Source organism: Micromonospora sp. ATLC16, from assembly GCF_057196645.1.
In genome coordinates this window covers 18178-43895 of the sequence record NZ_JBXUOW010000043.1, presented here as the reverse complement: position 1 = coordinate 43895, position 25718 = coordinate 18178, and the positions used below count along the sequence as shown (strand labels likewise).

The 25718-nt window shown below is 72.5% G+C and carries 26 protein-coding genes and 1 riboswitch; of the genes, 6 read left to right on the top strand and 20 right to left on the bottom strand.

Annotated features, from left to right (window positions below):
- Positions 1–139: 139 nt before the first annotated feature.
- Positions 140–1387 carry a hypothetical protein gene (locus tag AC2CHE_RS18415; RefSeq protein WP_484506131.1) on the bottom strand — a complete coding sequence of 416 codons (1248 nt, stop codon included), beginning with the start codon at positions 1385–1387 and terminating at the stop codon, positions 140–142.
- Positions 1388–1684: 297 nt separating this feature from the next.
- A complete protein-coding gene (locus tag AC2CHE_RS18410; RefSeq protein ID WP_484506130.1) occupies positions 1685–2557 on the bottom strand; it encodes a PDDEXK family nuclease in 873 nt (290 codons plus the stop codon).
- 204 nt (positions 2558–2761) lie between these two features.
- Between AC2CHE_RS18410 and AC2CHE_RS18405 the strand changes: the two genes are divergently transcribed.
- The 3 genes from AC2CHE_RS18405 (at position 2762) to AC2CHE_RS18395 (ending at position 4768) form a co-directional block, all read left to right on the top strand.
- Complete coding sequence (locus tag AC2CHE_RS18405; protein ID WP_484506129.1) at positions 2762–3487, top strand: helical backbone metal receptor; 726 nt, start codon at positions 2762–2764, stop codon at positions 3485–3487.
- 175 nt (positions 3488–3662) lie between these two features.
- Positions 3663–4223, top strand: a complete 561-nt coding sequence (locus AC2CHE_RS18400; protein WP_484506132.1) for a hypothetical protein — start codon at positions 3663–3665, stop codon at positions 4221–4223.
- Positions 4224–4387: 164 nt separating this feature from the next.
- Positions 4388–4768: an FKBP-type peptidyl-prolyl cis-trans isomerase gene (locus AC2CHE_RS18395; RefSeq protein ID WP_484506128.1), complete on the top strand. Its 381-nt coding sequence runs from the start codon at positions 4388–4390 to the stop codon at positions 4766–4768.
- Between the two features lie 96 nt (positions 4769–4864).
- Here AC2CHE_RS18395 and AC2CHE_RS18390 read toward each other — a convergent pair whose 3' ends face one another.
- The 5 genes from AC2CHE_RS18390 to pdhA form a co-directional block, all read right to left on the bottom strand.
- A complete protein-coding gene (locus tag AC2CHE_RS18390; RefSeq protein ID WP_281562448.1) occupies positions 4865–5215 on the bottom strand; it encodes an anti-sigma factor antagonist in 351 nt (116 codons plus the stop codon).
- A 194-nt stretch (positions 5216–5409) separates the two neighbouring features.
- Positions 5410–6669, bottom strand: coding sequence for a L,D-transpeptidase (locus AC2CHE_RS18385; RefSeq protein ID WP_484506127.1), 1260 nt, complete (start codon positions 6667–6669; stop codon positions 5410–5412).
- A gap of 295 nt (positions 6670–6964) precedes the next feature.
- Positions 6965–8392, bottom strand: a complete 1428-nt coding sequence (locus tag AC2CHE_RS18380; protein ID WP_484506126.1) for a dihydrolipoamide acetyltransferase family protein — start codon at positions 8390–8392, stop codon at positions 6965–6967.
- The gene (locus AC2CHE_RS18375; RefSeq protein WP_484506125.1) at positions 8389–9405 is read right to left on the bottom strand and encodes an alpha-ketoacid dehydrogenase subunit beta; all 1017 of its coding nucleotides are present in this window, start codon (positions 9403–9405) and stop codon (positions 8389–8391) included. Before AC2CHE_RS18375 ends, AC2CHE_RS18380 begins: the two co-directional genes overlap by 4 nt.
- Complete coding sequence (pdhA, locus tag AC2CHE_RS18370) at positions 9405–10571, bottom strand: pyruvate dehydrogenase (acetyl-transferring) E1 component subunit alpha (RefSeq protein ID WP_484506124.1); 1167 nt, start codon at positions 10569–10571, stop codon at positions 9405–9407. The genes AC2CHE_RS18375 and pdhA overlap by 1 nt, the downstream gene beginning before the upstream one ends.
- Positions 10572–10674: 103 nt before the next feature.
- Here pdhA and AC2CHE_RS18365 point away from each other — a divergent pair, with 103 nt between their 5' ends.
- The gene (locus tag AC2CHE_RS18365; protein ID WP_484506123.1) at positions 10675–11181 is read left to right on the top strand and encodes an Lrp/AsnC family transcriptional regulator; all 507 of its coding nucleotides are present in this window, start codon (positions 10675–10677) and stop codon (positions 11179–11181) included.
- A gap of 5 nt (positions 11182–11186) precedes the next feature.
- Here the strand turns inward: AC2CHE_RS18365 and AC2CHE_RS18360 are convergent, their stop codons facing one another.
- Positions 11187–12158 carry a DNA polymerase domain-containing protein gene (locus AC2CHE_RS18360; protein ID WP_484506122.1) on the bottom strand — a complete coding sequence of 324 codons (972 nt, stop codon included), beginning with the start codon at positions 12156–12158 and terminating at the stop codon, positions 11187–11189.
- A gap of 84 nt (positions 12159–12242) precedes the next feature.
- Positions 12243–13112 carry a metallophosphoesterase family protein gene (locus tag AC2CHE_RS18355; protein WP_484506121.1) on the bottom strand — a complete coding sequence of 290 codons (870 nt, stop codon included), beginning with the start codon at positions 13110–13112 and terminating at the stop codon, positions 12243–12245.
- A 90-nt stretch (positions 13113–13202) separates the two neighbouring features.
- Positions 13203–13292: riboswitch (ZMP/ZTP riboswitch) on the top strand.
- Positions 13293–13310: 18 nt separating this feature from the next.
- On the opposite strand from AC2CHE_RS18355, the gene AC2CHE_RS18350 reads away from it, so the two are divergent.
- Positions 13311–14747: a glycine hydroxymethyltransferase gene (locus AC2CHE_RS18350; RefSeq protein ID WP_484506120.1), complete on the top strand. Its 1437-nt coding sequence runs from the start codon at positions 13311–13313 to the stop codon at positions 14745–14747.
- A 49-nt stretch (positions 14748–14796) separates the two neighbouring features.
- Here AC2CHE_RS18350 and AC2CHE_RS18345 read toward each other — a convergent pair whose 3' ends face one another.
- Positions 14797–15057, bottom strand: coding sequence for a hypothetical protein (locus AC2CHE_RS18345; protein ID WP_484506119.1), 261 nt, complete (start codon positions 15055–15057; stop codon positions 14797–14799).
- 86 nt (positions 15058–15143) lie between these two features.
- On the bottom strand, positions 15144–15983 hold the full coding sequence (locus AC2CHE_RS18340) for an alpha-hydroxy acid oxidase (protein WP_484506118.1): 840 nt from the start codon (positions 15981–15983) through the stop codon (positions 15144–15146).
- Positions 15984–16266: 283 nt separating this feature from the next.
- Here AC2CHE_RS18340 and AC2CHE_RS18335 point away from each other — a divergent pair, with 283 nt between their 5' ends.
- Positions 16267–17196, top strand: a complete 930-nt coding sequence (locus AC2CHE_RS18335) for a sialidase family protein (RefSeq protein ID WP_484506117.1) — start codon at positions 16267–16269, stop codon at positions 17194–17196.
- A gap of 61 nt (positions 17197–17257) precedes the next feature.
- Here the strand turns inward: AC2CHE_RS18335 and AC2CHE_RS18330 are convergent, their stop codons facing one another.
- Genes AC2CHE_RS18330 through AC2CHE_RS18290 form a run of 9 tightly spaced genes read right to left on the bottom strand, consistent with a single transcriptional unit; the run spans position 17258 to position 25379 of the window.
- The gene (locus AC2CHE_RS18330) at positions 17258–17581 is read right to left on the bottom strand and encodes an antibiotic biosynthesis monooxygenase family protein (protein WP_484506116.1); all 324 of its coding nucleotides are present in this window, start codon (positions 17579–17581) and stop codon (positions 17258–17260) included.
- On the bottom strand, positions 17581–18828 hold the full coding sequence (locus AC2CHE_RS18325; protein WP_484506115.1) for a beta-ketoacyl synthase N-terminal-like domain-containing protein: 1248 nt from the start codon (positions 18826–18828) through the stop codon (positions 17581–17583). Before AC2CHE_RS18325 ends, AC2CHE_RS18330 begins: the two co-directional genes overlap by 1 nt.
- Before the next feature lie 37 nt (positions 18829–18865).
- Positions 18866–20140, bottom strand: a complete 1275-nt coding sequence (locus tag AC2CHE_RS18320; protein WP_484506114.1) for a beta-ketoacyl-[acyl-carrier-protein] synthase family protein — start codon at positions 20138–20140, stop codon at positions 18866–18868.
- A complete protein-coding gene (locus AC2CHE_RS18315) occupies positions 20137–20535 on the bottom strand; it encodes a cupin domain-containing protein (RefSeq protein WP_093402661.1) in 399 nt (132 codons plus the stop codon). Before AC2CHE_RS18315 ends, AC2CHE_RS18320 begins: the two co-directional genes overlap by 4 nt.
- Complete coding sequence (locus tag AC2CHE_RS18310) at positions 20528–21304, bottom strand: SRPBCC family protein (RefSeq protein WP_484506113.1); 777 nt, start codon at positions 21302–21304, stop codon at positions 20528–20530. Before AC2CHE_RS18310 ends, AC2CHE_RS18315 begins: the two co-directional genes overlap by 8 nt.
- Before the next feature lie 23 nt (positions 21305–21327).
- The gene (locus tag AC2CHE_RS18305; RefSeq protein ID WP_484506112.1) at positions 21328–22680 is read right to left on the bottom strand and encodes an acetyl-CoA carboxylase biotin carboxylase subunit; all 1353 of its coding nucleotides are present in this window, start codon (positions 22678–22680) and stop codon (positions 21328–21330) included.
- Between the two features lie 13 nt (positions 22681–22693).
- Positions 22694–23365 carry an acetyl-CoA carboxylase biotin carboxyl carrier protein gene (gene accB, locus AC2CHE_RS18300; RefSeq protein ID WP_484506111.1) on the bottom strand — a complete coding sequence of 224 codons (672 nt, stop codon included), beginning with the start codon at positions 23363–23365 and terminating at the stop codon, positions 22694–22696.
- Complete coding sequence (locus AC2CHE_RS18295) at positions 23362–25056, bottom strand: acetyl-CoA carboxylase carboxyltransferase subunit alpha (protein WP_484506110.1); 1695 nt, start codon at positions 25054–25056, stop codon at positions 23362–23364. Before AC2CHE_RS18295 ends, accB begins: the two co-directional genes overlap by 4 nt.
- Positions 25053–25379 (bottom strand): TcmI family type II polyketide cyclase, encoded by a 327-nt coding sequence (locus AC2CHE_RS18290; RefSeq protein ID WP_484506109.1) that lies wholly within the window; start codon positions 25377–25379, stop codon positions 25053–25055. Before AC2CHE_RS18290 ends, AC2CHE_RS18295 begins: the two co-directional genes overlap by 4 nt.
- Positions 25380–25718: the final 339 nt, after the last annotated feature.

Here is a 25718-nt window from a genome sequence, read left to right as displayed (position 1 = left end):
CCCGGCGACCCCCCGCGCCCCCCCCCCCCCCCCCCCCCCCCCCCCCCCCCCCCCCCCCCCCCCCCCCCCCCCCCCCCCCCCCCCCCCCCCCCCCCCCGCTGTTCGGGCTCGGCTCAGCCCACGACCGCAGCCATCGGCGTCAGTTGACCTCGATGCGCACGGCGTCGAAGGCGGGGGTCTGGTTGGCCCGCTCCGACATCGGGATGCGGTGCGAACCGTCGCCGGCCCAGACGGCGCACTGCGCGGTACCGGAGTCCGGCAGGCCCGGGATCTGGATGGTCACCTGGTCCGGCTGGCCGCCGCCGCCGCCGTCCTCGGTGGCGACGAAGAAGGCCGGCACCGGCTCGGGCGCGGGCGCCTCGTCCGTGTTGTTCAGCATCCGGCAGGCGGTGTGGAAGTGACCGCGGGTCAGGCCCTCATTGTTGAGCAGCGAGCTCTCCAGGTAGTAGCCGCCCTGGCCGGCCGGGAGGAACCGGTCCCGGATCAGGTTGCGGGTGCTGACCCGGATCGAGAAGCCCTCGTTGCGGTTGATCTGCTGCGGGAAGTCGGTGATCAGCAGCGACGGGTTGTTGGCCGCGGCACCAACCTCACCGAAGGCGGTGCTGATGCAGCGGTTGCCGTTCTGGAAACCGTCGTGCGCCTGGAGCTGGCTGTTGTCACAGTTGTTCGCCAGCACGTCGAGGCCGTTGTTGTTGCCGCCGTCGCTACCGCCGTTGTTGTCACCGCCGTTGTTGTCACCGCCGTCGGTGCCGCCGTTGTTGTTGTCGACCGGCTGCACCTGGCAGGTGGCGAGGTTGCCGAGGCGGCGCGGCCGGGGGCCGAAGCGGTCGATGGCGATCGTGATCCGGCCGAGAGTCGCTCGACGCTTGCTGGCCAGCGGATTGAGGATGGCGTTACGAATGAACGCCTGACCGCGGTCACCCTCCGCGGCGAGCCGCTCGTCCGCCTCGGTGATCTGGGTCTGCAAGGCGTTCAGGTTGCGGTCCACCTCGTCCCGGGCTCGGTCGGGCACCTGTGGGAGTCGGCTGACCACGTCCGGACAGGCCACCGCGAGAGCGCCGGTGGTCGCGCCGTCGGTGCCGTCCCTGGTCTCCTGACACTCCTCGACGGTCTGCTGCCCGTCGCCCCAGTGATTGACCACCCAGCGGCCGTTCTGCCAGGTGCGGGTCGTGGTGGCGCCCCGAGCGGCCGGCGCGGTGGCGCCGGGGCTGGGTGCGACACACTCGGCCGCCACCGGTCGCTTCTGCTGTGACCGTCGGTCACCGGCCGACGAGATCTGGGTCACGGCGACGACGCCGCCGAAGACAGCGAGCGTGGCGCCAACGGCCAGAAGTCGCTTGGTCCGCGCGTTACCGGTTGGTCGGCGCGACCGGGTTGACCTGCGCATCGAATTGCTCTCCTTCTCGATCCGGTTCCTGATTCGTGACTCGACGGACCGAACGGAATCTTGGTGGCGCGCCAGACGGGGACCGCCTGAACGCACCGGTGGCACGTCGACGAACGACGATGCCCTTTCCGCATCGTCTGCCGCACCTGCCGGTGCGGGTTGGGGAGATCCTGTCCATTCGCGGTGAGGTACGGGTGCGCTCCGACGGCGGTTCAAAGGCCGCCAACTTTTTTCCGACGTTTCTTTCCGCGCCCGGCCGATCACCGTCCGCCCGGTCGACGAACGCTCAGGATGCGGTCACCGCTGGCAGAGATGGTCGTAGGCGAAACCGCCGACGAGTTCGTCGCGTCGGTCCCGCAGCCGCCGAATGTCGGCCAGCAGATCCCCGAACGGCACCAGTGTCGGCGCGCCGGCCTCGATGGTCCGCAGTCGCTCGCCTATCGCGAGGACGGCCAGGTCCTCGGCGAGCCGGGCGGGTTCGACGCCACAGGAGAGGCCGTACGCCTGCACGGTCACCCGCTCCACCAGCACCTCGCCCGAACGCACCTCGGCCCAACTCCAACCCTCGGCCGGCCCCCGCGTCCAGCGCACGTGCAACCCGCGCAGGATCGGATCGGTCAGCCGACCTGCCACGTACGCCTGCACCGCTTCGGCGCGGGCGAGCACGCCGAGGTCGTTGACCGCACCCTCACGTCCGCCGGGTAACCGGCCGACGATGTCCCGGAACCCCACGTCCGCCACGTCAGAACCGGCGGCGCCGGCGGCGTACCGGCGGGCGTCGACGAGGTACCCGACGATCCGCGCACCCTGTCCGGCGCCAGGCAGGGTGGCGGAGACGACCCGTAGCAACGGCAGCCCGATCGCGGCGGCGACAGCCTCAGTGCTCCGCTCGGCCCGCCGGGCGGTGGCGTCGGTCGACGGCGACCGGAACTCGACGGCGAACTCGGGCCGTCCGGTCGCCGCCGTGCAGACCACATGGTCGAACAGCGTCCGGCTGGCCGTGTTCCACTGGCTTGCGGTCAGACCCGGCGGCCGACGCCGGACGATCTCGCCCAGGCGTAGCCCGACGTGTACCCGCTGCTCCGCCCGGATCAGCACGGCGCCCCGCCCGGCGTCCTCCGGCACCTGCGACAACGCGCGATCGTGGTCACCGGTCATCGTCGTACCCATGAGTCCTCGTCAACCTCTCCCTGCCGGCCGGCAGTGGCCCGCACGGCCAGCCAACGGAGCGTGAGCAGCTCGACAACGCTCCCCTGCCGTCGGCCGACCGAGTCTAGGATGACGATCATGCCGGCGGCTCCTCCGACGGGCTGGCGGTGAACGGACGGTGGTCCACGCCGGACCACTCGGCAGCCGGGTCGAGGAGGTAGACGGGTGCGGGTGGTGTCCCTGGTGCCGTCGCTGACCGAGGCGGTGGCGGCGACCCTGCCCGGTCTGCTGGTCGGGGCCACCGACTGGTGCACCCACCCGGCGGACCTGGACGTGCCACGGGTGGGTGGCACCAAGTACCCGGACCTGGACCGGATCCGCGCGCTCCGTCCCGATCTGGTGCTGCTCAACGTCGAGGAGAACCGACGGGCGGACGCCACCGCCCTGGCCGCGGCGGGGATACCGACCCGGGTGACCTATCCCCGCACAGTGGATGGTGCGCTGACCGAGCTGGCCGACCTGCTTCGTGAGCTGGGATCGGCGGCGGAACCGCGCTGGCTGACGGAGGCCCGTCGAGCCTGGGCCGCGCTACCGAGCACGCCGGTCCCCCGACGCGCGGTGGTGCCGGTCTGGCGGCGGCCCTGGGTGGTGCTCGGCGCCGACACCTTCGCCGGGGATCTGCTGCGCCGGCTCGGCATCGACAACCCGTACGGCGAGCAGCCGGAGCGCTATCCGCGACCGACCCTGCGGCAGCTGCGGGACCAGACGCCGGAGCTCGTCGTGCTGCCGGACGAGCCGTACCGTTTCACCCGCGACGACGGGCCGGAGGCGTTTCCCGGCATTCCCTGCGCCCTGGTGTCCGGTCGGCACCTGACCTGGTACGGCCCGTCGTTGGCGGAGGCTCCCGCACTGCTGTCCGCCCAGCTCGCCGATCCGTACGTCGCCCGCTGACCGCTGCGACGGTCGGATCGTCGCCGGCCGGCACCGGGCACGGGTCCCGGTGATGACGGGTCGAAGGTCCCGGCCGGCATCGGCCCGCCGGCCCTGATCGCCGCCCGTTTCCCGGGCGTCCAATGGAGATGCCACCGGAACACGCGGTGCGAAGCAGCGAAGGGACGTGGACATGATGGCCGCGATGATCGAGCGGAACACCGCCGCCAACACCCCGGTGGCCGAGACCAACCAGGAGCAGAACCTCCGCACCCGGGCCACCCGCTACCTGCTCGCCGGGCTCCGCCTGGCGCTCGGTTGGGTCTTCCTCTGGGCCTTCCTGGACAAGGTGTTCGGCCTGGGGTTCGCCACCGAGGCGAAGAACGCCTGGATCAACGGGGGCAGCCCGACCAAGGGCTTCCTCAGCTTCGGTGCCGCCGGGCCGTTCCAGGGCTTCTACAACGGCATCGCCGGCGCCGTCTGGGCCGACTGGCTCTTCATGATCGGCTTGGCCGCCATCGGTACCGCACTGCTGCTCGGCATCGGGGTGCGCGTCGCCGCCGCGACCGGCGGTCTGCTGCTGGTGCTGATGTGGACGGCCGTGCTGCCTCCGGAGAACAACCCCTTCATGGACGACCACCTCGTCTACGCCGGCGTGCTGGCCCTGCTCGCGGTGACCAACGCCGGTGACACCTGGGGCCTCGGCCGCACCTGGGCCCGGCTGCCGATCGTCAAGCGGTTCGGCTGGCTCCGCTGACTCTGATCACCTCCCCCACGGCGGGCGTCACCTGACGGTGGCGTCCGCCGCACCGTGTCCCGCCCGGCTCGGCCGCAGGTGGCCCGCATCGGTCCACGGGGCGTCGGGCCGTAGCATCCGGCAGGATTGTGCTGAGACGGAACCGACGCACCAGGAGAAGCCGCATGAACCAGGCAGCGAGCAAGCCCGAGATCGGCCCGATCGAGGGCGCCCCGCCGGCCGACCTCGTGATCGAGGACATCACCGTGGGCGAGGGCCCGGAGGCCCAGGCCGGGCAGGTGGCCCGCGTGCACTACGTCGGGGTGTCCCACTCCACCGGCGCGGAGTTCGACGCCTCCTGGAACCGGGGCGAGCCGTTCGACTTCCCGCTCGGCGGTGGACGGGTCATCGCCGGCTGGGACCAGGGCGTGGTGGGGATGCGCGTCGGCGGCCGACGCCGGCTGACCATCCCGCCGCACCTCGGGTACGGCAGCCGGGGCGCCGGTGGCGTCATCAAGCCCAACGAGACCCTGGTCTTCGTGGTCGACCTGCTCGGCGTCCGCTGACCGCACGCGTCCGGCGCCGGCCCCCGTGCCCGGCGCCGGACGCGCCGTCCGGACCGCGCACCGGTTGCGCCGCCTGACGGGTGGCACGCCGACCGGTCACGCCGCGGCGAGCACCCGCTCCGGTGTCGTGCCGACCACCGGGATGACCCGACCCAGACCGGTGGCCCGCAGCACCCGCTCCACCAGCGGCGGCGGGTCGAGCAGCACCAGGTTGCCGCCCTGCGACCGCACCCAGAGCCGAGCCGCGACCAGGGTGCGGACCCCGGCAGCGGAGAGCAGCCGGACCCCGGACAGATCCACCCGCAACTCGGTGCGGGTGGGGGCCGCCCAGAGCGCGGCGCGGAACGCCGCGACCGTGGCGATGTCGATCACACCGACCACGCGAACGCACACCGCGTCGTCGGACACGACGGTCTCGACGTGGAACCGTTCCTCGCGCTCTCGCATACGACGAACCTATCCCCCGCCACCGACACTTCCGCCCTGCTCGAAGGCGGTTCCGGGTAAGCCCAGGGCATGACGCGCAGGCCAGCCGGGTCCACCCTAGGGACGATCCCCGGCCCCTCGGTGACCATCCTTCGGAAAACCACCACGACGCGCCGGGCCGACCCGCGAGCGGGTGGCCCGGCGCTTACCTTCGGTCAGCCGCCGCTCGCCGACGGCTGCGGTTCGGGCGAGCCTCCGGCGACCGCCCCCGGGTCCGGGGCCTGGGTCGGCGAGGGCCGCAGGCCGGCCGGCACCGGCAGTGCGCTGCCCCTGGCGAACTGCTCCCAGCTGACGTTCCACGCCGTCCAGCCGTTGCCCTCGTTGAGCTCGACCTCGGTGCCCTTGACGGTCACCAGGTCACCGACCTGGGTGATGCCCATCAGCCAGTCCGCGTTGGCCGCCGACAGGTTGGTGCACCCGTGGGACACGTTGGCGTACCCCTGGTCCCCCTCCGACCAGGGTGCGCCGTGGATGAACTCACCGCCCCAGGTGAGTCGCTGCGCATCCTCGACGTCGACCACGTACGGATCGGCCGAGCCCCGCGTGTCGAACGTGGTGAACTCGTGCTTCTCCATGATCACCATCTTGCCGCTGGAGGTGGGCGTGCTCGGCTTGCCGAGACTGACCGGCAGCCTGCGCAGCAACTTGCCGTCCCGGATCACCGACATCTGCTTGCTCGCGTTGTCGATCTCCAACTCGACCTGCCGGCCGATCTTCGAGGTGGCCCGCCGGTCGGCGTCACCGACGTGCTCCTTGCCGATCGGCAGGCCCTCCAGCGCGGAGCGAATCTTGATCGACGTACCCGGTCGCCAGAAATCGGGCGATCGGTAATATGCCTGACTACCGTCGGACACCCAGGACCAGGTGCCCGGTTGCGGCGGATCCGTTTTCACGAACAATCGGCGTTGCACATCCGCCCGCGCCTCTTTGGGAATAGGCGGGTCGAAGGCGACGGTTACCGGCATGGCCGTTCCGTACGTCCGATCACCGGCGAAATACAATGTACTCACAACGGCTGGTTTGGATGATTTGGGCTGCGTGGTGAAGGTCGTCCTGCGAGTGACCGTTTTCCCGGAGTCGCCGGTCGCGGTGACCTCCGCGGTGTACGTCCGCTTCGGCGCCAGTGTCCGGCTCGGTACCCACCCGGTGCCGTCCTCACGCGGCTCGGCCGCGACCGTCGTGCCCTTGTCGTCGGTGATCCGCACGGCGGTGACCCGCCCGTGCTTGACCACGGTGCCGATCTCCCCGCTGACCGGCACGTCGCGGGTTCCCTCGACCGGTGTCACGGACAGTTCCGGATTGGCTCGCGCCTCGGCGGGCTGCCCGGAGCTGCGGTCGCCGGTGCACGCGCCCAGCGCCAGCGGTGTCGCTGCGACACCCACCGCCAACAGCGTCAGTCGCCGCCTCAACATCATGATGCGTCCCCCCGTTTATCGCCGCTTCCTCCGCCACATTCTCCCCAGCTCGGCGTCGACGTTTTCGCGGTTTCGAGCAAGAGCACGGGCAATGCACGGAGAACCTTTTTCGTAATCGCACCGGGCGAACGGAAAATGCCGGCGACGACGATTCGGGCGATCCTCGGTCGACTGTCGCGCTATGTCCGGCGCCGTACCACTGATCCGGTCCGCGGCACCGGCGGGCGCTCGCTCGCGGGTTCGCCGTCCCGGCTGCGGACGGAACGGCGAACCCGCCCCTGATTCACCTGGGCCGTCAGACCGTGGCGATCAGCAACGCGGGCTGCTCGACACAGTCCGCCACATGCCGCAGGAACCCGCCGGCCACACCGCCGTCACAGACCCGGTGGTCAAAGGTGAGACTCAACTGCGTCACCTTCCGGACCGCGAGCTGGCCGTCGACGGCCCACGGCTTGTCCACGATGCGGCCGATGCCGAGCAACGCCGCCTCCGGGTGATTGATGATCGGGGTCGAGCCGTCGACGCCGAACACCCCGTAGTTGTTCAGCGTGAAGGTCCCCCCGGTCAGCCGCGCCGGGGGCAGTTCGCCGGCCCGGGCCGCGGTGGTGGTGGCCGCGAGTTCGGCCGCGAGTTCGGTGGTGGTGAGCCGCTCGGCGTCCCGCAGCACCGGCACCACCAGCCCCCGGTCGGTCTGGGCGGCGATGCCCAGGTGCACCCCGGCCGACTGGACGATCCGCTGGCCCTCGGTGTCGACCCGCGCATTGAGCTGCGGGTAACGGCGCAGCCCGGACAGGCAGATCCGCGCGAGCAGGGCCAGGATGCTCACCGGGCGGTCCGGGCGGGCGGAGTTGATCGCGGCCCGGGTCGCCAGCAGGGCGGTGGCGTCGGCGTCCACCCAGATGGTCACCTCGGGGATCTCCCGTCGGCTGCGGGACAGCTTGTCCGCGATGGTCCGGCGGATACCGGTCAACGGGATGACCAGATCCTGGACACCGGCCGTGCCCGGGTCTCCCTGCGCCGGGTGTTGTCCCTTTCTCGCCGGCCGGTCGGGAACTGCCGCGAGCCGGGCACCCACGTCGGCCGACGCCCCGCTGACGTCGCGGGCCGCCGCCTCCACATCGGCCCGGCGGACCACACCGCCGGGACCGCTGCCGCGCACCGTCGTCAGGTCCACCCCACGCTCCCGCGCCAACCGCCGCACGATGGGCGAGATGACCAGCGGCTGGGCCGGTTCGGGCGGGCCGGGCTCCCGCTCGGCCACCGGCCGGCCGGCGCCGGACGGAGTCACTGCCACACCCGAGGCCGTCGGTGCGCCGCTGGCACCCGACGCGTCCCCGGCTGCGGCGAGCCGCGGTCGCCTACGGCGGCGGGAACCGCCGTGCCCGGTGCCGTACCCGATCAGGACGTTGCCGGAGCCGGCCCGCTCCTCCTCGCGGTATACCGCGTGCCCGGTCGGCTCGCTGCCGGCGGCCTGCCCACCGACCGGCTCGGCGACGGTGATCAGGGGTTGGCCCACCGGACGCACCTCGCCCTCGACGCCGTGCAGGGCGACGACCCGGCCGGCGTACGGGCAGGGCACGTCGACGACCGCCTTGGCGGTCTCGACCTCGACCACGGTCTGGTCCACGGCGACCGTGTCGCCGACCGCGACCCGCCACTGCACGATCTCCGCCTCGGCGAGGCCCTCACCGAGGTCGGGCAGGAGGAAAACCTTCTCGGTCATGCCGCACTGCTCTCGGTCAGCCAACGCCGGTCGGGCTGGTCGTCCCACTGCAACCGGGCCACCGCGTCCAGTACCCGGTCGACCGACGGCAGGTGGGTGTGCTCCAGCATCGGCGCCGGGTACGGGATGTCCAGCCCGGAGACCCGCAGCACCGGGGCGTGCAGCGCGTGGAAGCACCGCTCCTGCACCCGGGCGGCGATTTCCGCGCCGACCCCGGCGAAACCCTGCGCCTCCTGCACCACCACGCACCGCCCGGTACGGCGCACCGAGGCGGCGATGGTGGCGTCGTCGAACGGCACGATGGTGCGTACGTCGATCACCTCCAGGTCCCACCCCTCGTCCCGGGCGGCCTCGGCGGCCTCCAGCGCGACCGGAACCGCCGGCCCGTACGCGACAAGCGTGGCGTCGTGTCCGGGCCGGCGCACGACCGCCCGGCCGAACGGCTCGGTCCGGGTCGGCAGCGCGGTCTCGGCGCCGGCGAAGTAGAGCTTCTTCGGCTCCATGAACACCACCGGGTCGGGGTCGTCGATCGCCTCCCGCAGCAGCGAGTACGCGTCGTCGACGGTCGACGGGGTGACCACCTTCAGGCCCGGGGTGTGCGCGTAGTACGCCTCCGAGGAGTCGCAGTGGTGTTCCACGCCGCCGATCCCGCCGGCGTAGGGCACCCGGATCACCATCGGCACGCTCAACGCGCCCCGGGTGCGGTTGCGCAGCTTCGCCACGTGCGAGGCGATCTGTTCGAACGCCGGGTACGCGAACGCGTCGAACTGCATCTCGACCACCGGCCGCAGCCCGGACATGGCCAGCCCGACCGCGAACCCGACGATGCCGGCCTCGGCCAGCGGGGTGTCGAAACAGCGCTTGTCGCCGAAGCGGGCCTGGAGCCCGTCGGTGATCCGGAAGACCCCGCCGAGTTGACCGACGTCCTCGCCGAAGACGAGCACCCGCTCGTCGTCGAGCATCGCGTCGGCGAGCGCGGCGTTGAGCGCCTTCGCCATAGTCATGGTGGCCATCAGGCGTCCTCCTCCGCTGCCGCGGCCAGTTCGGCGCGCACCTGCTCCCGCTGCTCCACCAGTTGCGCGGTGGGTTCGGCGTAGACGTGGTCGAAGAGGCTCAGCGGGTCGACCGTGGGTTGGCTGTTCATCCGGCCCCGCAGGTCAGCCGCGTACGTCTCGGCCTGCTCGGCGATCTCGGCGACGGCCGCGTCGTCGAGCACGTCCCGACCGCGCAGGTAGGTCTCCAGCCGGACCAGCGGATCGCGGTCACGCCACGCCTCGACCTCGTCGGCGTCGCGGTAGCGCGAGGCGTCGTCGGCGTTGGTGTGCGGCTCCATCCGATAGGTGTGCGCCTCGACCAGGAACGGTCCCTTGCCGGCGCGGGCGTGCGCGACCGCGCGGGTGAGCACGGCGAGCACGGCCACCGGGTCGTTGCCGTCGACCTGCTCGCTGGGGACGCCGTACCCGACACCCTTGTGGGCCAGCGTCGGGGCGGCGGTCTGCCGGGACAGTGGGACGCTGATGGCGTACCTGTTGTTCTGCACGAAGTACACGACCGGGGCCTTGAACACGGCGGCGAAGTTGACTCCCTCGTGGAAGTCGCCCTCGCTGGTGGCGCCGTCGCCGATATACACCAGGGCCACCGTGTCGCGCCCCTGGTACGACTCCCCGTAGGCCAGACCCGCGGCGTGCACGCACTGGGTGGCCAGCGGCGTGCACTGCGGTGCGGTCCGCCGCTGCGCCGGGTCGTAGCCGCAGTGCCAGTCGCCGCGCAGCAGCGTCAGCACCTCGACCGGGTCGATGCCGCGGGCGGTCAGCGCCATCGACTCCCGGTAGGTGGGGAAGACCCAGTCGTCGTCGCGCAACGCCAGGACACCGCCGACCTGGCAGGCCTCCTGGCCCCGGGAGGACGGGTAGACGGCCAGCCGGCCCTGCTTGGTCAGCGCGGTGGCCTGCACGTCGAAGCGCCGGCCGACGACCATCCGCCGGTACATCTCGCGCAGCGCCCCGACGGGCGGTTCGGGGTAGTCCGCGCGGGTCGGCAGCAGGGTGCCGTCCGGGTCGAGCAGCCGGACCGGTTCGGTCTGGGGCAGCAGGCCGACGGCGGGGTCGGGCGCGGTCGGGGTGGCCGGCCGCCGCTTGCGCGGAGATGCCCTGCGGGCCGCCTGGGGGATGGTGGTCACGGCGAACCTCCTGGACGTGTGGTGGCCCTATGCTCCTGCTGTCGGATGATTGACTCAAGATGGCCGGTGAACGCGGGATGGATGGCACCCGGAGGAGGGTTCGATGAGCCAGGAGACCGCCGACGAGGCGGACCGGCAGGGCAGAACGGGACGTTCGGCCGTCGCCCTCGACGAGGTCGACCGGCGCATCCTCGACGAGCTGACCCGGGACGGTCGGCTCTCCATCCGGACGCTCGGCGAGCGGGTGCACGTCTCGCGCACCAACGCGTACGCCCGGGTGGAGCGGCTGCTGCGCGACGGGGTGATCACCGGGTTCGCCGCCCGGGTCGCCCCGGAACCGGCCGGCCTGGGCACCTCGGCGTACATCGCGCTGACGATCAGGCAGAACACCTGGCGGGAGGTGTCGGCGGAACTGGCCCGGGTGCGCTACGTCGAACACGTGGCGCTGCTCAGCGGTGAACACGACGTGCTCGCCCTGGTCCGGGCACCGGACAACGCCACGCTGCGGGACGTGGTGCTGGACCGGGTGCAGCGCATCGCCGGGGTACTCGCCACCCGCAGCTGGCTGGTCTTCGAGGAGTACGACGGGACGCTCAGCCCCTGGGAGTGACCCGCTCAGCGTTCGGGCGGGGACTCCAGGCCCTCCCGGTCGGCCAACTCCAGCAGGGGTTCCAGCGAGAAGCACCGCTCGTCCAGGCCCGCGTGCGGGTCGCCGCGATCGGCGAACCGACCCGGCATCGTGGTCACGTCGAAGTCCTCCGGCCGAGCGTCGTCCAGCTCCGCCCAGTCCAGTGGCGCGGACACCAGCGCGGCCGGCGTGGGCCGGATCGAGTACGCCGAGGTCATGGTGTGGTCCCGGGCCATCTGGTTGTAGTCGACGAAGACCGGCCGGTCCCGCTGCTCCCGCCACCAGGTGGTGGTGACCAGATCCGGGCGGCGCCGCTGCATCTCCCGCCCGAGCGCCAGCACCGCCCGGCGGCACTCACCGAAGCTCCACCGCGGCTCGATCGGGACGTAGACATGCAGGCCCCGCCCACCGGTGGTCTTCGGATAGCCGGTCAGCCCCAGCTCGTCGAGGAAGGCGCGAACCTGCTGCGCCACGGGCACCACCTGGTCGAAGCCGACCCCGGGCAGCGGGTCGAGGTCGATCCGCAGCTGATCCGGCCGCTCCACGTCCGCCCTGGTCACCGGCCACGGATGGAAGCGCAGCGTGCCCAGGTTGACCGCCCAGATCACCACGGCCAGTTCGCCCGGGGCGACCTCGTCGGCGGTGCGTCCGCTCGGAAAGGTGATGTGGGCCGTGCCCACCCAGTCGGGCGCGCCGGCCGGCACCCTCTTCTGGTAGAACGCGTCACCCCGGTTGTCCTGCCGGGTGGCGATGGTCGCGCCCTCGAACACGCCCCGGGGCCACCGTTCCAGCATCGTCGGCCGGTCCCGCAGCGCGCGCAGAATGCCGTCGCCGACGGCGAGGAAGTAACGCACCACGTCGAGCTTGGTCAGCCCCCGCTCGGGGAAGTACGGCTTGTCCGGGCTGCTGACGCGGACCGTCCGCCGCCCCACCTGGATCTCCTCCGCCGCCGTCGCCACACCTGAGAGGGTACGACGCGGCGCGCGCCGATCAACCGTTCTCGCGCTGCCGCCGCACGGCCAGCATCTGCTTGCCCTGCCCGTTCACCACGCCGTCGGCGGCACCCCGTCCGGCGACGGCAGGATCTGCCGCAGCCGGCCCGGTGGTACGCCACGGGGCCGCCACTCCCGGGGGTAGCCCACCGACACCTCTTCGAACCGCACCCCGTCGTGCCAGGTGGTGCGCGGAATGTGCAGATGGCCGTAGACCACCGCGGCGGCGGCGAAGCGTACGTGCCAGTCGGCGGTGGCGTCGGTGCCGCACCACTGGGCGAAGACCGGGTACCGCAGGACCCGCGTCGGTTCCCGGACCAGCGGCCAGTGGTTCATCAGCACGGTCGGCAGCGCGGGATCGCGCTCGGCGAGCCGGCGGGCGGTCTCGGCCACCCGCGCCGCGCACCACGCCGACCGACTCTCGTACGGGTCGGGATGCAGCAGCACCTCGTCGGTGCAGACGATTCCGGTCCGGTACGCCTCGGCCAGCGCCGCCTCCGGCGTGTCGAAGCCGTCCGGCCGCCAACTGTGGTCGTACAGCAGCATCAGTGGCGCCACGGTCACCGGGCCGCCGGGCCCCTCCCACACCGGGTACGGATCCTCGGGTGTGACCACGCCCAGTTCGCGACACAGCTCGACCAGGTGGGCGTAGCGGGCCACGCCCCGCAACGTCACCGGGTCGGCGGGCGGCGTCCACAGCTCGTGGTTGCCCGGCGACCAGACGACCCGGGCGAACCGGCCGGCCAGCAGCCGCAGCGCCCACTCCACGTCGGCGACCGTGTCGCCCACATCACCGGCGACGAGCAGCCAGTCCTGCGGCGTCCGGGGACGCAGCCCCTCGACGACCTGCCGGTTGTCCGGGTGCCCGACGTGCAAGTCACTGATGGCCAGGAGACTGCCACCATCGTCCGTCGCCGCCATGCCTGCGATCGTAGTGAAGCGGCCAAGGGCGTCGATCCGCACCGCGCCCGGCGGCGCACAGCCCGCCGGGTGGGCGTACCCGGTAGGATCCCCTCGGGCCGTGACTGGCGCATGGAGATGGAGAACCATCGGGGAGCGGCCCCGTCACGAGGACGCATGCCGAGCGCCTGGGCCTTCCGCACGTCACCTGGAGGTCGCATGCCGCGCAACGCCGAGTCCACCGCCTTCCGCAGCGCTATCGAGGTGATCCGTGGTGTCGAGCCGCGGGTCGCCGACGCGATCGGAGCGGAACTGGCCGACCAGCGCGAGTCGCTCAAGCTGATCGCCAGTGAGAACTACGCCTCCCCGGCGACGCTGCTGGCGATGGGCAACTGGTTCAGCGACAAGTACGCCGAGGGCACCATCGGGCGCCGGTTCTACGCCGGCTGCCAGAACGTCGACACCATCGAGGCCCTCGCCGCCGAGCATGCCCGGGAGTTGTTCGGCGCGTCACACGCGTACGTGCAGCCGCACTCGGGCATCGACGCCAACCTGGTGGCGTTCTGGGCGATCCTGGCCGACCGGGTCGAGGCGCCGGCCCTGCAGCGGGCCCAGGCGCGGCACGTCAACGACCTCACCGAGGCGGACTGGTTCGCGCTGCGACGTGAGCTGGGCAACCAGCGGATGCTCGGCATGTCGCTGGATGCGGGCGGGCACCTCACCCACGGCTTCCGGCCGAACATCTCCGGCAAGATGTTCGACCAGCGCAGCTACGGCACCGACCCGGCCACCGGCCTGGTCGACTACGACCGGGTCGCCGAGGCGGCTCGGGAATTCCGCCCGTTGGTGCTGGTCGCCGGCTACTCGGCGTACCCCCGTAAGATCAATTTTCGGATCATGCGGGAGATCGCCGACTCGGTCGGCGCCACCTTCATGGTGGACATGGCGCACTTCGCGGGCCTGGTCGCCGGCAAGGTCTTCACCGGCGACTTCGATCCGGTGCCGCACGCGCACATCGTCACCAGCACCACGCACAAGTCGCTGCGCGGCCCGCGCGGCGGCCTGGTGCTGTGCGGCCCCGAGCTGGCCGACCAGGTCGACCGGGGTTGCCCGATGGTGCTCGGCGGCCCGCTGCCGCACGTGATGGCCGCCAAGGCGGTGGCCCTGGCCGAGGCCCGCCGGCCCGACTTCGCCGGCTACGCCCGCCAGATCGTCGACAACGCGCAGGCGCTGGCCGAGGGCCTGCTGCGCCGGGGCGCCAAGTTGGTCACCGGCGGTACCGACAACCACCTGGTGCTGATCGACGTCACCGGCTACGGGCTGACCGGCCGGCAGGCCGAGCAGGCGCTGCTGGACTCGGGCATCGTCACCAACCGCAACGCGGTGCCGCAGGACCCCAACGGCGCCTGGTACACCTCCGGCATCCGGATCGGCACCCCGGCGCTGACCACCCGGGGGCTCGGCACCGCGGAGATGGACAGCACCGCCGAGCTGATCCACACCGTGCTCGGCCAGACCAGCGCCGGGGTCGGCCCGGACGGCACCGCATCCAAGGCGAAGTACGTCCTCGACCCGGCCCTCGCGGACAAGGTCAGCCGCCAGGCCAGTGAACTGCTCAGCGGTTTTCCGCTCTACCCCGACGTCGAGCTGGGCTGACGACGGTCGCTCCGGGCCGGGGACGTCCCGGCCCGGAGCGGTTCCGGCCTCAGGCGATCTGACGTTTGAGGTGGTAGCGGTGGACCTCGGTGCTGCCCTGCACGTTGTTCACGTCCTCGGCGGCGGAGACGAGTTCCCACCCGTCGCGTCCGGCGCGGTTGAGATGCGCGATGGCGGTGTCGCCGTACGCCGTGATGTCCTTGCGGGACCCGTCCGGGCCGTACCAGACGAACGAGACATGAAAATTGCGGCCCTGCCCCTGGTAGCGGCGGACCAGCAGGGCGTACTCCCAGGCAACCATGTCGCCCATTATGACCGTCCACCCAGGACGACGGCAGGGGCGGCGGTCGCAGGTTGCAAACGGGTGAACACGATGAGTCGACGCCCCGGTGCCGGTCAGTCCACCGGCACCGTGCGCAGATCGCGGGCGGTCGTCGGATCGGCGCAGCCGGCCAGAGCCAGCGCGTCCCGTAACTCGTCAGCGAGCAGGGCCAGCGCGGTGCCGGCCGCCGAGCGCCCACCGACCGCCAGGGCCCAGAGCATCGGCCGACCGACCAGGACCGCGTCGGCACCCATCGCCAACGCGCGCAGCACGTCGACGCCGCCCCGGATGCCACTGTCCAGCAGCACCTCGCACCGGTCACCGACGGCCGTCACCACCTCGGGCAGCATGGTGGCGCTGGCCGGGACCCCGTCGAGTTGCCGGCCACCGTGGTTGGACACGACCACCGCCTGCGCCCCCGCCGCGACCGCCCGCACGGCGTCGGCCGGATCCAGGATGCCCTTGACGACCAGCGGCAGGTCGCACCTCTCCCCCAGCCAGCGCAGATCCGCCCAACTCAGCGCCGGAGCGAAGGGCGCATCGTGCGGTGCGGACAGCGGGGTGACGCCCGGCGTACCGCCGTGGGCCAGGTCGTCGCGACCACCCGGCAGATTCACCGGGACCAGTTCCGGCGGCAGCCGGAAGGTGTTGCGCAGGTCCCGCAGACGGCGGCCCAGCACCGGCACGTCCACCGTGACGACCAGTGCCCGGCAGCCGGCGGCGCGGACCCGCGCCAGCAGGTCGGCCACCAGCGACCGGTCCCGCAGCCAGTACAGCTGGAACCAGACCTCGGCGCCGCTGCCGCCGTCCACGTAGTCCCAGACGTGCGCCGGCAGCACCGTCCGGGCCAGGACGGCGAAGTCGGCCAGGCAGACCGGCGGTGGCCCGGGCATGATCTCCATGCGGTCCACCATCGCCGACACCCGCCAGCCGTGCCAGCACGTCCGGGCCGCGCTGCCGCGACCCACCGGGTGGGCGGTGTTCCGTGCTCTCGCGAGCGGTCGGAGCCCGAGCAGGTCCGTCCTGGCGGAGCTGCGCGTCGCGGCGCGGCGCACCCGGACGACCAGGTGAGCGCGCCGGCCCGGCGGCGACGTGGTGCCGCGTCGGCACCGGCGCGGTCGCCCCGGGCAGCGTGTTCGTCCGCTGTTCGTCCCACCGCCACACCGGCGTCGCCCGCTCCGCGTACCGTCGACGCACGTGACCATCCGTCCGGCGACCACCGAGGTGCGCGCGTTACGCCGTATCGGTGACACCGCCCCGCACAGCGCCTTTACCGACCTGGTCCGGTACGCGGGAAACTGGTTCTGCGCGTTCCGCGAGGGCCGGTCGCACCTCTCCGACGACGGCGTCCTGCGGATACTGACCTCCTCGGACGGTCGGTCCTGGCAGACCGCCGCCGTCCTCGCCCAGGCCGGGGTCGACCTGCGCGACCCACGCTTCGTGCTGCGCCCCGACGGACGGTTGCAGTTGCTCGCCGCCGCGGCGACCGGCACGCCGAAGCGGTTCCGGACCGTCAACGCGGTCAGCGACGACGGTCAGCGGTGGGACGAACCACGACCGGTCGGCGAACCGGACGTCTGGGTCTGGCAGGCAGCCTGGTGCGGCGACGCGATGTACGGCATCGGCTACGCCACCCGGGAGCCACGGTTCGTCCGGCTCTACCGCAGCGAGGACGGCCTCGACCTGCGACCGGTGGTACGGACGTTGTTCTCCGGCGGGTATCCGAACGAATCCGGGCTGGTCTTCGACCCCGACGGCACCGCCACCTGCCTGCTGCGGCGCGACGCCGGCACGGCAACCGCCCAGCTGGGCCGCGCCCGTCCGCCCTATCGGGAGTGGGCCTGGACGGACCTCGGGGTACGCGTGGGCGGGCCGGCGCTGTGCCGGCTGCCCGACGGCACCCTGGTGGCCGGCGTACGCCTGCACGACGGCGCGGTGCGCACCGCGATCTGCGCCGTCGACGTGGCACGGGGCCGACTGCGGGAGCTGGTGACGCTGCCCTCCGGCGGCGACTCCAGCTATCCCGGCCTGGTCTGGCACGACGAGCTGCTGCACGTCAGCTACTACTCGTCCCACGAGGGGCGCAGCTGCGTCTACCTGGCCGAGGTCGACCTGGGGTCGCGCTGAGGGTCCGGCGGCCACCTCCGCAGCCGGGGCGCGGCGCGGATCGGCCGGAAAGACGCCTTACTCATCCCGGCGTTCCGGCCGGTACCGGGGTCTGCGCGTGGATGTGGAAACGCAGGGACCGGGCGTCACTGAAGCACTCCCGCATCGGCCGGACCAGTTCGCGATGCTCCGGGCTGCGCTCCCACGCCTCGAAGTCGGCCAGGCTGGTCCACTCGCTGGTGATCAGCCACTGCTCCGGGTCGGTCGACGAACGGCACACCTGGTCGACCAGGTGACCGGGCACACCGTCGGCGACCAGGTGCCGGACCGCCTCGTAGGCCCGCAGGAAGTCCTCGGTGCGCTCGTCGGGCACCCGGACCAGGAACACCACCCGTGCTCGCGTCATCACCCCTCCGCTCCGGCCGGTGGCGCACCGCGCAACACCAGCGCACTGTTGAATCCGTCGAAACCTCGGGCGCAGACCAGCGCCAACCGGGTACGCGGGCGGCGGGGGGCCCGCAGGAAATCCAGCTCGCAGCCCTCGGCGACCATCTCCGGACCGGCCGAGGCGGGCAGTGTGTCGTGCGCGAAGGCGAGCAGTGCGGTGGCCACGTCCAGCGCCGACCCGCCCTGATGCGCCCGCCCGGTCAACTCCTTGTGGGTACTGACCGGCGGCGTGCGGGCGCCGAAGACGGCACGCAGGGCGCTCGCCTCGGCGCGGTCGTAGCGGGGCACCCCGAGCGCGTCGGGTACCACCACGTCCACCTCGTCCGGCTCGACGCCGGCCCGGCCCAGGGCCAGCCGCATCGCGCGGGCGTACTGGCGCGGATCACCGGCGCTGTCCGAGGTGGTGTGCGCCGCGTCGTGGGTGGCGCCCCAACCGGTCACCTCGCCGTAGCTGCGCGCCCCCCTCGCCTGGGCGTGGTCCAGCGCCTCCACCACGAACACCGCGCCGCCCTCGGCGGGCAGGTAGCCGCTGGCGGTGGCGTCGAACGGCCGGTAGGCGTGTTCCGGATCGGTCTCCTCGCTGAGCAGACCGGACCGCAACTGACAGGCCAGCGCGTACGGGCTCAGCGGGCACTCGGTCGCCCCGGCGAGCACCACCGAGGCACCGCGCCGCACGGTGCGCACCGCGTGCGCCAGACTGTCCAAGCCACCGGCCGACTCCGCCACCAGCACCCCGCACGGCCCCTTCGCCTGATGCCGGATGGAGAGCTGTCCGACGCTGGCCGCGTAGAACCAGGCGATCGACTGGTACGCGCCGACGGTGCGCGACGGCGACGACCAGAGGCGTTGCAGTTCCCGCTGGCCGAACAAGTTGCCGCCGGAGGCGCTGGCCAGGGTCACCGCCCAGCCGTACGGGTCGGTGGCCCGCTCCGGCAGGCCGGCGTCGGCCAGCGCCAGCGCGGTGGCGGCGAACCCGAGGTGCGTCCACCGGTCGGTCTGCACCAGAGCGCGGTTGTCGGCGTACCGGGCCGGGTCGAAGTCCGCCACCTCACCACCGAGGCGGGTCGGGTACCCGGAGGCGTCGAACAGGGAGATCGGCCCGGTACGGCGGCGGCCGGTCAGGACCGTACGCCAGTGCGCGTCCGCGCCGACGCCGCTGGGCGCGACCACTCCGACGCCGGTGATCACGGCCCGCCCGCCGGTCACGCCGTCACCCCGACGACCGTCCGGACCCGACGGGTGCTCACGGCGTCACGTCCCGGGCCAACCGGCGGAACAGCATGGCCGACTGGAAACCGCCGAAGCCGCTGCCCACCGACAGCGCCACGTCCACCGGCACCTCCCGCGCCTCGTTGGGCACGTAGTCCAGGTCGCACTCCGGATCCCGGGTGGCCCAGTTGGCGGTGGGCGGCACCACCCCGAACTCGATGGCCAGCGCGCAGGCGGCCATCTCGATGGCACCGATGGCGCCCAGCGAGTGCCCGACCATCGACTTGATCGAGCTGATCGGCACCCGGTAGGCCGCCGCGCCGAGCGACCGTTTGAACGCCGCCGTCTCGTGCCTGTCGTTCTGCCGGGTGCCGGAGCCGTGGGCGCTGATGTAGGAGACGTCCTCGGGCGTCGATCGGGCCTGCCGCAGCGCGTCGGTGATGGCCAGCCCCATCTCCAGGCCGTCGGGGCGCAGCCCGGTCATGTGGAAGCCGTTGCTCCGGCTGGCGTAGCCGGCCACCTCGCAGTAGACGTGCGCGCCGCGCCGCGCGGCGTGCCCGGCCTCCTCCAGCACCAGCACCGCCGCCCCCTCGGCCAGCACGAAACCGTGCCGGTCGGCGTCGAAGGGACGGGAGGCGTGCGCCGGGTCGTCGTTGTCCGGGCTGGTGGCCTTGATGGCGTCGAACGAGGCGACGGTCACCGGGGAGATGGGCGAGTCGGCGGCCCCGGCGAGCACGATGTCGGCCTCGCCGTCGACCACGAGTTGGTGGGCGTACCCGATGGCGTCGATGCCGGAGGTGCAGCCGGTGGAGACCACCTGCGCCGGACCGTGCAGGCCGTGGCGGCAGGCCACGTCGGCGGCCAGGCTGCTGGGCATCAGCGCCGGGTAGAGGTACGGGCCGCCGAGCGCCGCGTCGACCAACCAGCGTCGGCCGCTGTCGCTGACCGTCACGTACTCCTGCTCCAGCGCCATGGTGCCGCCGACCGCGGTGCCGAGCACCACACCGGTCCGGTCGCGTTCGGCATCGGTGAGGTCCAACCCGCTGTCGGCGACCGCCTCAGCGGCACAGGCCAGCGCGAACTGCACGTACCGGTCGGCGCGCTGCCGCTGGGCGGGGGTCAGTCCGGCGGCGTCCGGGTCGAAGTCGCACTCGGCGGCGATCTGCGACCGGAACGGCGACGGGTCGAAGAAACTGATCCGCCGGGTCGCCGTACGGCCCTCGGTGATGCTCTTCCAGAACCGGTCCCGGGTCACCCCTCCGGGTGCCACCACCCCGACGCCGGTGACCACGGTGCGCCGGCTGGTCACGACCGGTCCCGCTGTTCGACCAGTTCGGTGTCGACGTGGCCGAGTTCCGGACGCGGAGCCAGCGGTCCGAGGTGGAAGACCACCTCGGCGGGGAGATGGCCGGTGTTGCGCAGCCGGTGCCGGACGTTGCGGGCCACGAACAACGCCTCGCCGGCCGCCAACGGCACCGGCTCGTCGTCCAGGTCGACGGTGATGGCGCCCCGGGCGACGTAGAGGAACTCCTCGCTGTAGGGGTGGTAGTGCTCGGCGATCCGCTCCCCGGGCGCCATGGTGGCCACGCCCATGAAACCGGAGGTGCTGCCGACGGTACGCGGACCGAGCAGGACCCGCAGCTCGCCGCCGCGTCGGCGGTCGGCGGGCACGTCCCGGGCGGCCACCAGGGCGAGGTCACTCATCGTCGGCTCCGGTCGCGTTCGCACCGGTCGAGACGGCCGTCGGGGTGACGCTCGTCGGCGGCGTGGTCGTCCGGTCCCCGGCGAGCCGCTCGACGCGTTCCTTGATCACGGCCAGCTGCACCGCGCTGTTGGTGTTGATCCGTTCGGTCATTCCGGCGTCGTCCACCGGCGCGGTCGGCTTCATGGCGAAGTCCTGCGCCCAGGTCATCCGGACACCGTCGGGTTCCTCGGTGTAGGTCCAGCGGATCCGCATGTACTCGAACGGCCCGGTTTCCACCCGGCGGGCGTGCACCTGGCGGGTGGCCGGGTCCGCGGTGCGTTCGCTGACCCAGCTCCAGGCCACGCCGTTCTCGTCGGGGTGCATGGTGAGCCGGAACCGGACCGTCTCGCCGTCCCGGTCGAGGATCTCCGCCCGCGCGTACTCGGTGAACAGGTCCGGCCAGCCGGCCACGTCGTTCGTCACCGACCAGACCAGCTCCAGCGGCGCGGCGATGACGATGCTGTTCTCGGTGTGCCCGGGTGGGTCGGCCCGCCGGGTGACCAGGTCGGCCACGGCCGGGATGCTCAACTGCGCGGCCTGCTCCGGGATGCTCACCCGCCACCGGTCGGCGACCACTGCCGAGAGTTCGAGCAGGGCGAGCGAGTCCATGCCCAGCTCCTCCAGGGAGGCGGCCGGCGCGCGGGCGGCGGCATCCGGGTCGAGGCCGCAGTTGGTCACCAGGATGTCGGTTATCTCCGCGGTCAGCGAATCGGCGTCGGTGACGGTCATCGTTTCCTCCTCGGGGTTGCGGATCAAGGTGCGGCGATCAGGCGGTCCACCAGCCCGGTGGAGTGACGCCCCTTGCGGAACTCGGCGTCGTCGAGCACCCGCCGGACGAACGGGATGGTGGTCCGCATCCCCGGTCCGGAGATGTCGAACTCGCCGAGCGCCCGATCCAGCCGGTTCAACGCCAGGTCCCGGTCCGGGGCCCAGACCGCGACCTTCGCCAGCAGCGAGTCGTAGTGCGGACCCACCAGGTAACCGGCGTGGCCGTGGGTGTCGACCCGGGTGAACGGGCCGCCGGGCGGCACGAAGCGGTCCAGCCGGCCGGGCGTGGGCGCGAAGTCCCGGTCCGGATCCTCCACGTTGACCCGGCACTCGACGCTTACTCCGGTGAACCGGATGTCGTCCTGACGCCAGCGCAGCGGGGTGCCGGCGGCGACGTGGAACTGCTCGTGCACCAGATCGATCCCGGTGATCATCTCGGTCACCGGGTGCTCCACCTGGATGCGACAGTTGATCTCCAGAAAGTGGAACCGTTCGTCGGCGTCGACCAGGAACTCCACCGTCCCGGCACCGGTGAACCCGACGTCGAGCGCACCGCGCAGGGCGGTGCCGGCGATGGCGTCCAACGTCGCCGGGGACAGCGCCGGAGCGGGTGCCTCCTCGACCAGCTTCTGATGGCGGCGCTGCACCGAGCAGTCCCGGGTGCCCAGGTGCACACCGTTGCCGGTGGAGTCGCAGAGCAACTGCACCTCGACGTGCCGGGCGTCGGTCAGGTAGCGCTCGACGTACACCCGGTCGTCGCCGAAGGCGGCCTGGGCGGCGGCCCGGGTGCGCGCGTACGCCCGGGGCAGGTCCGCCGGGGCGCGGACCACGGCCATCCCGCGGCCCCCTCCCCCGGCGGCGGCCTTGATGATGACCGGATAGCCCACCTCGGCGGCGACGGCCGCGGCCTCGGCGGCCGTCGGCACCGGCTGCACGGCACCCGGCGCCAGCGGGAGCCCGGCCCGGCTCATCAGCGCCCGGGCGGAGGACTTGTCGGCCAGCACGGACATCACGTGTGGCGGCGGGCCGACGAAGGTCAGCCCGTTGTCCGCGCAGATCTCCGCGAAATCGGCGTCCTCGGAGAGAAAGCCGTATCCCGGGTGCACCGCCTGGGCGCCGACCTTACGGGCAGCCTCCACCACCGCCGCGGCGTTGAGGTAACTGCGCCGGCTGGCCGAGGGACCGATCCGGACCGCCTCGTCGGCCAGCCGCACGGCCGCCGAGTCGGCGTCCGCGGTGGAGTAGACCACGGCGGTACGGATGCCCAGCTCCCTGCACGCGCGCAGGATGCGTAACGCGATCTCGCCCCGGTTCGCGATCAGCACCTTGGAGAACATCGACGCACCACCCTCACGCCGAATCCAGGGCGACCAGTGGCTGGTCGTACTCCACCGGCTGTCCATCGGTCACCAGGACCTCGACAACCCGGCCGGGCCGATCCGCGACGATCTCGTTCATCAGCTTCATCGCCTCGACGATGCCGACTACCTGGCCGGGTCGGACCAGGTCACCGACGGCCACGAAGGGCGCCGCGCCCGGCTGCGGCGACCGGTAGAAGGTGCCGACCATCGGCGAGTGGACGCTCACGCGGGTCGCGGGGCTCGTCGCCGGCGGGGCCGCGGACGGTTCGACCGCCGTCGTGGGCGGAGGCGCTGGCGCGGCACGAGGGCGGGTGGCGGGGGCGGCTACGCCGGAATCGGTGGGGCCGGACGGTACGCCCGGGCCGACCGGCCGATCCCACTCCACCTCCAGCTCGGCGTCGCCGAGGCGCAGCCGCAGCCGGCGCACCGGGTCGGCCAGTTCGGCGACGACCTGCTGGGCGTGTCGGCGTAGTTCGGCCAGGGCAGCGTCGGCCGTCGCAGGCCGGGCGGGTGCCGGGGCGGCGACGCCGCCGGCCGGGGTCGTCGGTGCGGTGCGGGGTGTGCCAACCGGCCCGGCCGCCGCCGCGTTTGCGCCGGCCGGGGACGCGGCGGACGAGGGGGGGTAGACCGCGACATCGGCGGCCGTGGGCACCGTGCTCATCGGGTACCCGCCCGGGCACCGGCACGGGCGGCGCCGAAGCGGCGGAAGCGCCGTCGACGTCGTTGGACGAGGGTCACCGTCGGGACCTCCAACAGCGGCAGCAGGTTCGCCAGCAGCGCCTGCCGGACGGTTCGCGCCGTCGCCTCGGCGTCGTCGGCGGCGGAGCCGTCCGGCTCGGCAACGACCTCGTCGACGATCCCGAGCCGACACAGATCCGGCGCGGTCAACCGCAGGGCCCGGGCCGCCTGCGGAGCGGCGGTACGACCGGGCCAGAGGATCGCGGCGCAACCCTCCGGGCTGATCACCGAGTAGACCGCGTGCTGGAGCATCAGGACCCGGTCGGCCACCGCCAGGGCGAGGGCGCCGCCGCTGCCGCCCTCGCCGGTCACCAGGGTCACCACCGGCGTGGGCAGCGCGCTGAGGGTCAGGATGTTCTCCGCGATGGCCGCCGCCTGACCGTGCTCCTCCGCCTCGACGCCCGGATCGGCTCCCGGGGTGTCGACCAGGGTCACCACGGGCAGTCCGAGTCGGGCCGCCAGCCGCATCAGCCGCAACGCCTTGCGATGCCCCGCCGGGGTGGCCATGCCGAAGTTGCGGGCGGCCAGTTCGGCAGTGGTGTGTCCCTTCTGGTGGCCGATCACCATCAGGTGCCGGCCATCGAGCCGCGCCAACCCACCGACCACCGCCGCACAGTCGCCGCCGAGCCGGTCGCCGTGCAGCTCGGTGAAGCCGTCGAAGGTGGTCTCCAGGTAGTCCAGGGTGGTGGGGCGGCCGGGGTGCCGGGCCAGGCGTACCGTCTCCCAGGCGTCGCGGACCGGCGTCCGGGACGTCGGGATCGGGCGGGCCGCCTCGGGCGGCGGGGCAGTTACGCAGGGCCGGTTCGTGGCCCGGCGGCCGGTGGCGGCGAGCAGGGTGGCCACTCGGGCACGCAGCGCGTGCCGGGGCACCACCATGTCGACCTGGCCGTGTCGCAGCAGGAACTCGGCGGTCTGGAAGCCCTCCGGGAGCTTGCGGCCGGTCACCTGGCGGATCACCCGGGGGCCGGCGAAGCCCATCCGGGCGCCGCTCTCGGCGAGTACCAGGTCGGCGCTGGTGGCGAAGGAGGCCGCCACTCCGCCGTAGGTGGGATCGGTCAGCACGCTGATGGTGGGCAGCCCGACCTCGCGCAGCGCGGCCATCGCCTGGCTGACCGTGGCCATCTGCATCAGCGACAGCGCGCCCTCCTGCATCCGGGCGCCGCCGGAGGCGGTGACCAGGACCAGTGGGACGGCCAACTCCAACGCCTGCTCGGCGGTACGGGTGATCAGCTCGCCGACGGCGCAGCCGAGGCTGCCGCCGAGAAACCGGAAGTCCATCACCGCGAGCGCACAGCTCGACCCGCCGATCGTGGCGGTGCCGCAGAGCACCGCCTCCGACAGGCCGGTTTCGGCGCGGGCGGCGGCGAGCCGGTGCGGGTACGGCAGGACGTCGACGAAGCCGATCGGGTCCACCTCGACCGCCCGGTCCGGCAGCGGCCGGAACGATCCCGGGTCGACCAGTTGGCTGAGCCGCTCGGGTGCGGCGAGTCGGGCGTGCAGCCCGCACTCCGGGCAGACGTCGAGATTGCGGCGCAGCCGCTTGCGGTAGAGCAGGGCGGCACAGCCGCCGCATCGGGACCACAGGGACTCGCCCGAGGGTGCGGTGGCGGTCACGGCCGACGCCCGTCGAAACGGTAGAAGCAGCGTGCCATGGCGTCCCGGGGTGAGCGCCAGTCCGGCCGGTACGGCGAGACGTAGGCGCTCAACCGGCTGCTCACCCGGACGAACTCCGGGTGCTCCCGCACGGCCTCGACGGCGCCGTCGCCGGCCGACTCGGTCTCGATGAGATGCACGTACAGGTCGTGCAAGCGGTACAGCGAGCGATGCCGGACCCCCACCAGGCGGGGCAGTTCGGTCGTGTCGGACTCGGCGAAGATCTCGGCGACCGCCGACTCCGCGGTCGGAGCCACCTTCGCGACGATCAGCGTTCGGTCCATGCTGGTCCTCCCCCGGTGGGCTGTGGGACGCCACCGGGTGTGCCCGGACGGCTGCCGCCACGATGCGCAGCACCGCGTCACCCAGGCGTCACAGAAACTCCCGAGATGAATGGGGAGTGGTGACGCTGAGTTGACGTAAGCTGTGGTTCAGCTGAGCAGCACCAGTTGCAATGATCGGCAATATTTACCAGTTCAGAGGCGGTTTCACAGAAGCCGCTGAGTTGCATCGCCGACAACATCGTTGACTCAGAGTAATTGCGATTGATAATCTTCACGACGGTCGTACCCGGCACCGCACCACCCGTGCGACGGCCCGACGAGTCGACAGTGGCGTCACGG

Bases quoted from the DNA above. Each gene is read 5' to 3' on its own strand.
- AC2CHE_RS18400 (WP_484506132.1), top strand. From the start codon at position 3,663: ATGGCCGCGATGATCGAGCGGAACACCGCCGCCAACACCCCGGTGGCC.
- AC2CHE_RS18305 (WP_484506112.1), bottom strand. From the start codon at position 22,680: ATGTTCTCCAAGGTGCTGATCGCGAACCGGGGCGAGATCGCGTTACGC.
- AC2CHE_RS18315 (WP_093402661.1), bottom strand. From the start codon at position 20,535: ATGAGTGACCTCGCCCTGGTGGCCGCCCGGGACGTGCCCGCCGACCGC.
- AC2CHE_RS18350 (WP_484506120.1), top strand. From the start codon at position 13,311: ATGCCGCGCAACGCCGAGTCCACCGCCTTCCGCAGCGCTATCGAGGTG.
- AC2CHE_RS18380 (WP_484506126.1), bottom strand. From the start codon at position 8,392: ATGACCGAGAAGGTTTTCCTCCTGCCCGACCTCGGTGAGGGCCTCGCC.
- AC2CHE_RS18310 (WP_484506113.1), bottom strand. From the start codon at position 21,304: ATGACCGTCACCGACGCCGATTCGCTGACCGCGGAGATAACCGACATC.
- AC2CHE_RS18395 (WP_484506128.1), top strand. From the start codon at position 4,388: ATGAACCAGGCAGCGAGCAAGCCCGAGATCGGCCCGATCGAGGGCGCC.
- AC2CHE_RS18340 (WP_484506118.1), bottom strand. From the start codon at position 15,983: ATGGTGGACCGCATGGAGATCATGCCCGGGCCACCGCCGGTCTGCCTG.
- AC2CHE_RS18390 (WP_281562448.1), bottom strand. From the start codon at position 5,215: ATGCGAGAGCGCGAGGAACGGTTCCACGTCGAGACCGTCGTGTCCGAC.
- AC2CHE_RS18355 (WP_484506121.1), bottom strand. From the start codon at position 13,112: ATGGCGGCGACGGACGATGGTGGCAGTCTCCTGGCCATCAGTGACTTG.
- accB (WP_484506111.1), bottom strand. From the start codon at position 23,365: ATGAGCACGGTGCCCACGGCCGCCGATGTCGCGGTCTACCCCCCCTCG.
- AC2CHE_RS18410 (WP_484506130.1), bottom strand. From the start codon at position 2,557: ATGGGTACGACGATGACCGGTGACCACGATCGCGCGTTGTCGCAGGTG.
- AC2CHE_RS18290 (WP_484506109.1), bottom strand. From the start codon at position 25,379: ATGGACCGAACGCTGATCGTCGCGAAGGTGGCTCCGACCGCGGAGTCG.
- AC2CHE_RS18330 (WP_484506116.1), bottom strand. From the start codon at position 17,581: ATGACGCGAGCACGGGTGGTGTTCCTGGTCCGGGTGCCCGACGAGCGC.
- AC2CHE_RS18415 (WP_484506131.1), bottom strand. From the start codon at position 1,387: ATGCGCAGGTCAACCCGGTCGCGCCGACCAACCGGTAACGCGCGGACC.
- AC2CHE_RS18365 (WP_484506123.1), top strand. From the start codon at position 10,675: ATGAGCCAGGAGACCGCCGACGAGGCGGACCGGCAGGGCAGAACGGGA.
- AC2CHE_RS18375 (WP_484506125.1), bottom strand. From the start codon at position 9,405: ATGGCCACCATGACTATGGCGAAGGCGCTCAACGCCGCGCTCGCCGAC.
- AC2CHE_RS18385 (WP_484506127.1), bottom strand. From the start codon at position 6,669: ATGATGTTGAGGCGGCGACTGACGCTGTTGGCGGTGGGTGTCGCAGCG.
- AC2CHE_RS18345 (WP_484506119.1), bottom strand. From the start codon at position 15,057: ATGGGCGACATGGTTGCCTGGGAGTACGCCCTGCTGGTCCGCCGCTAC.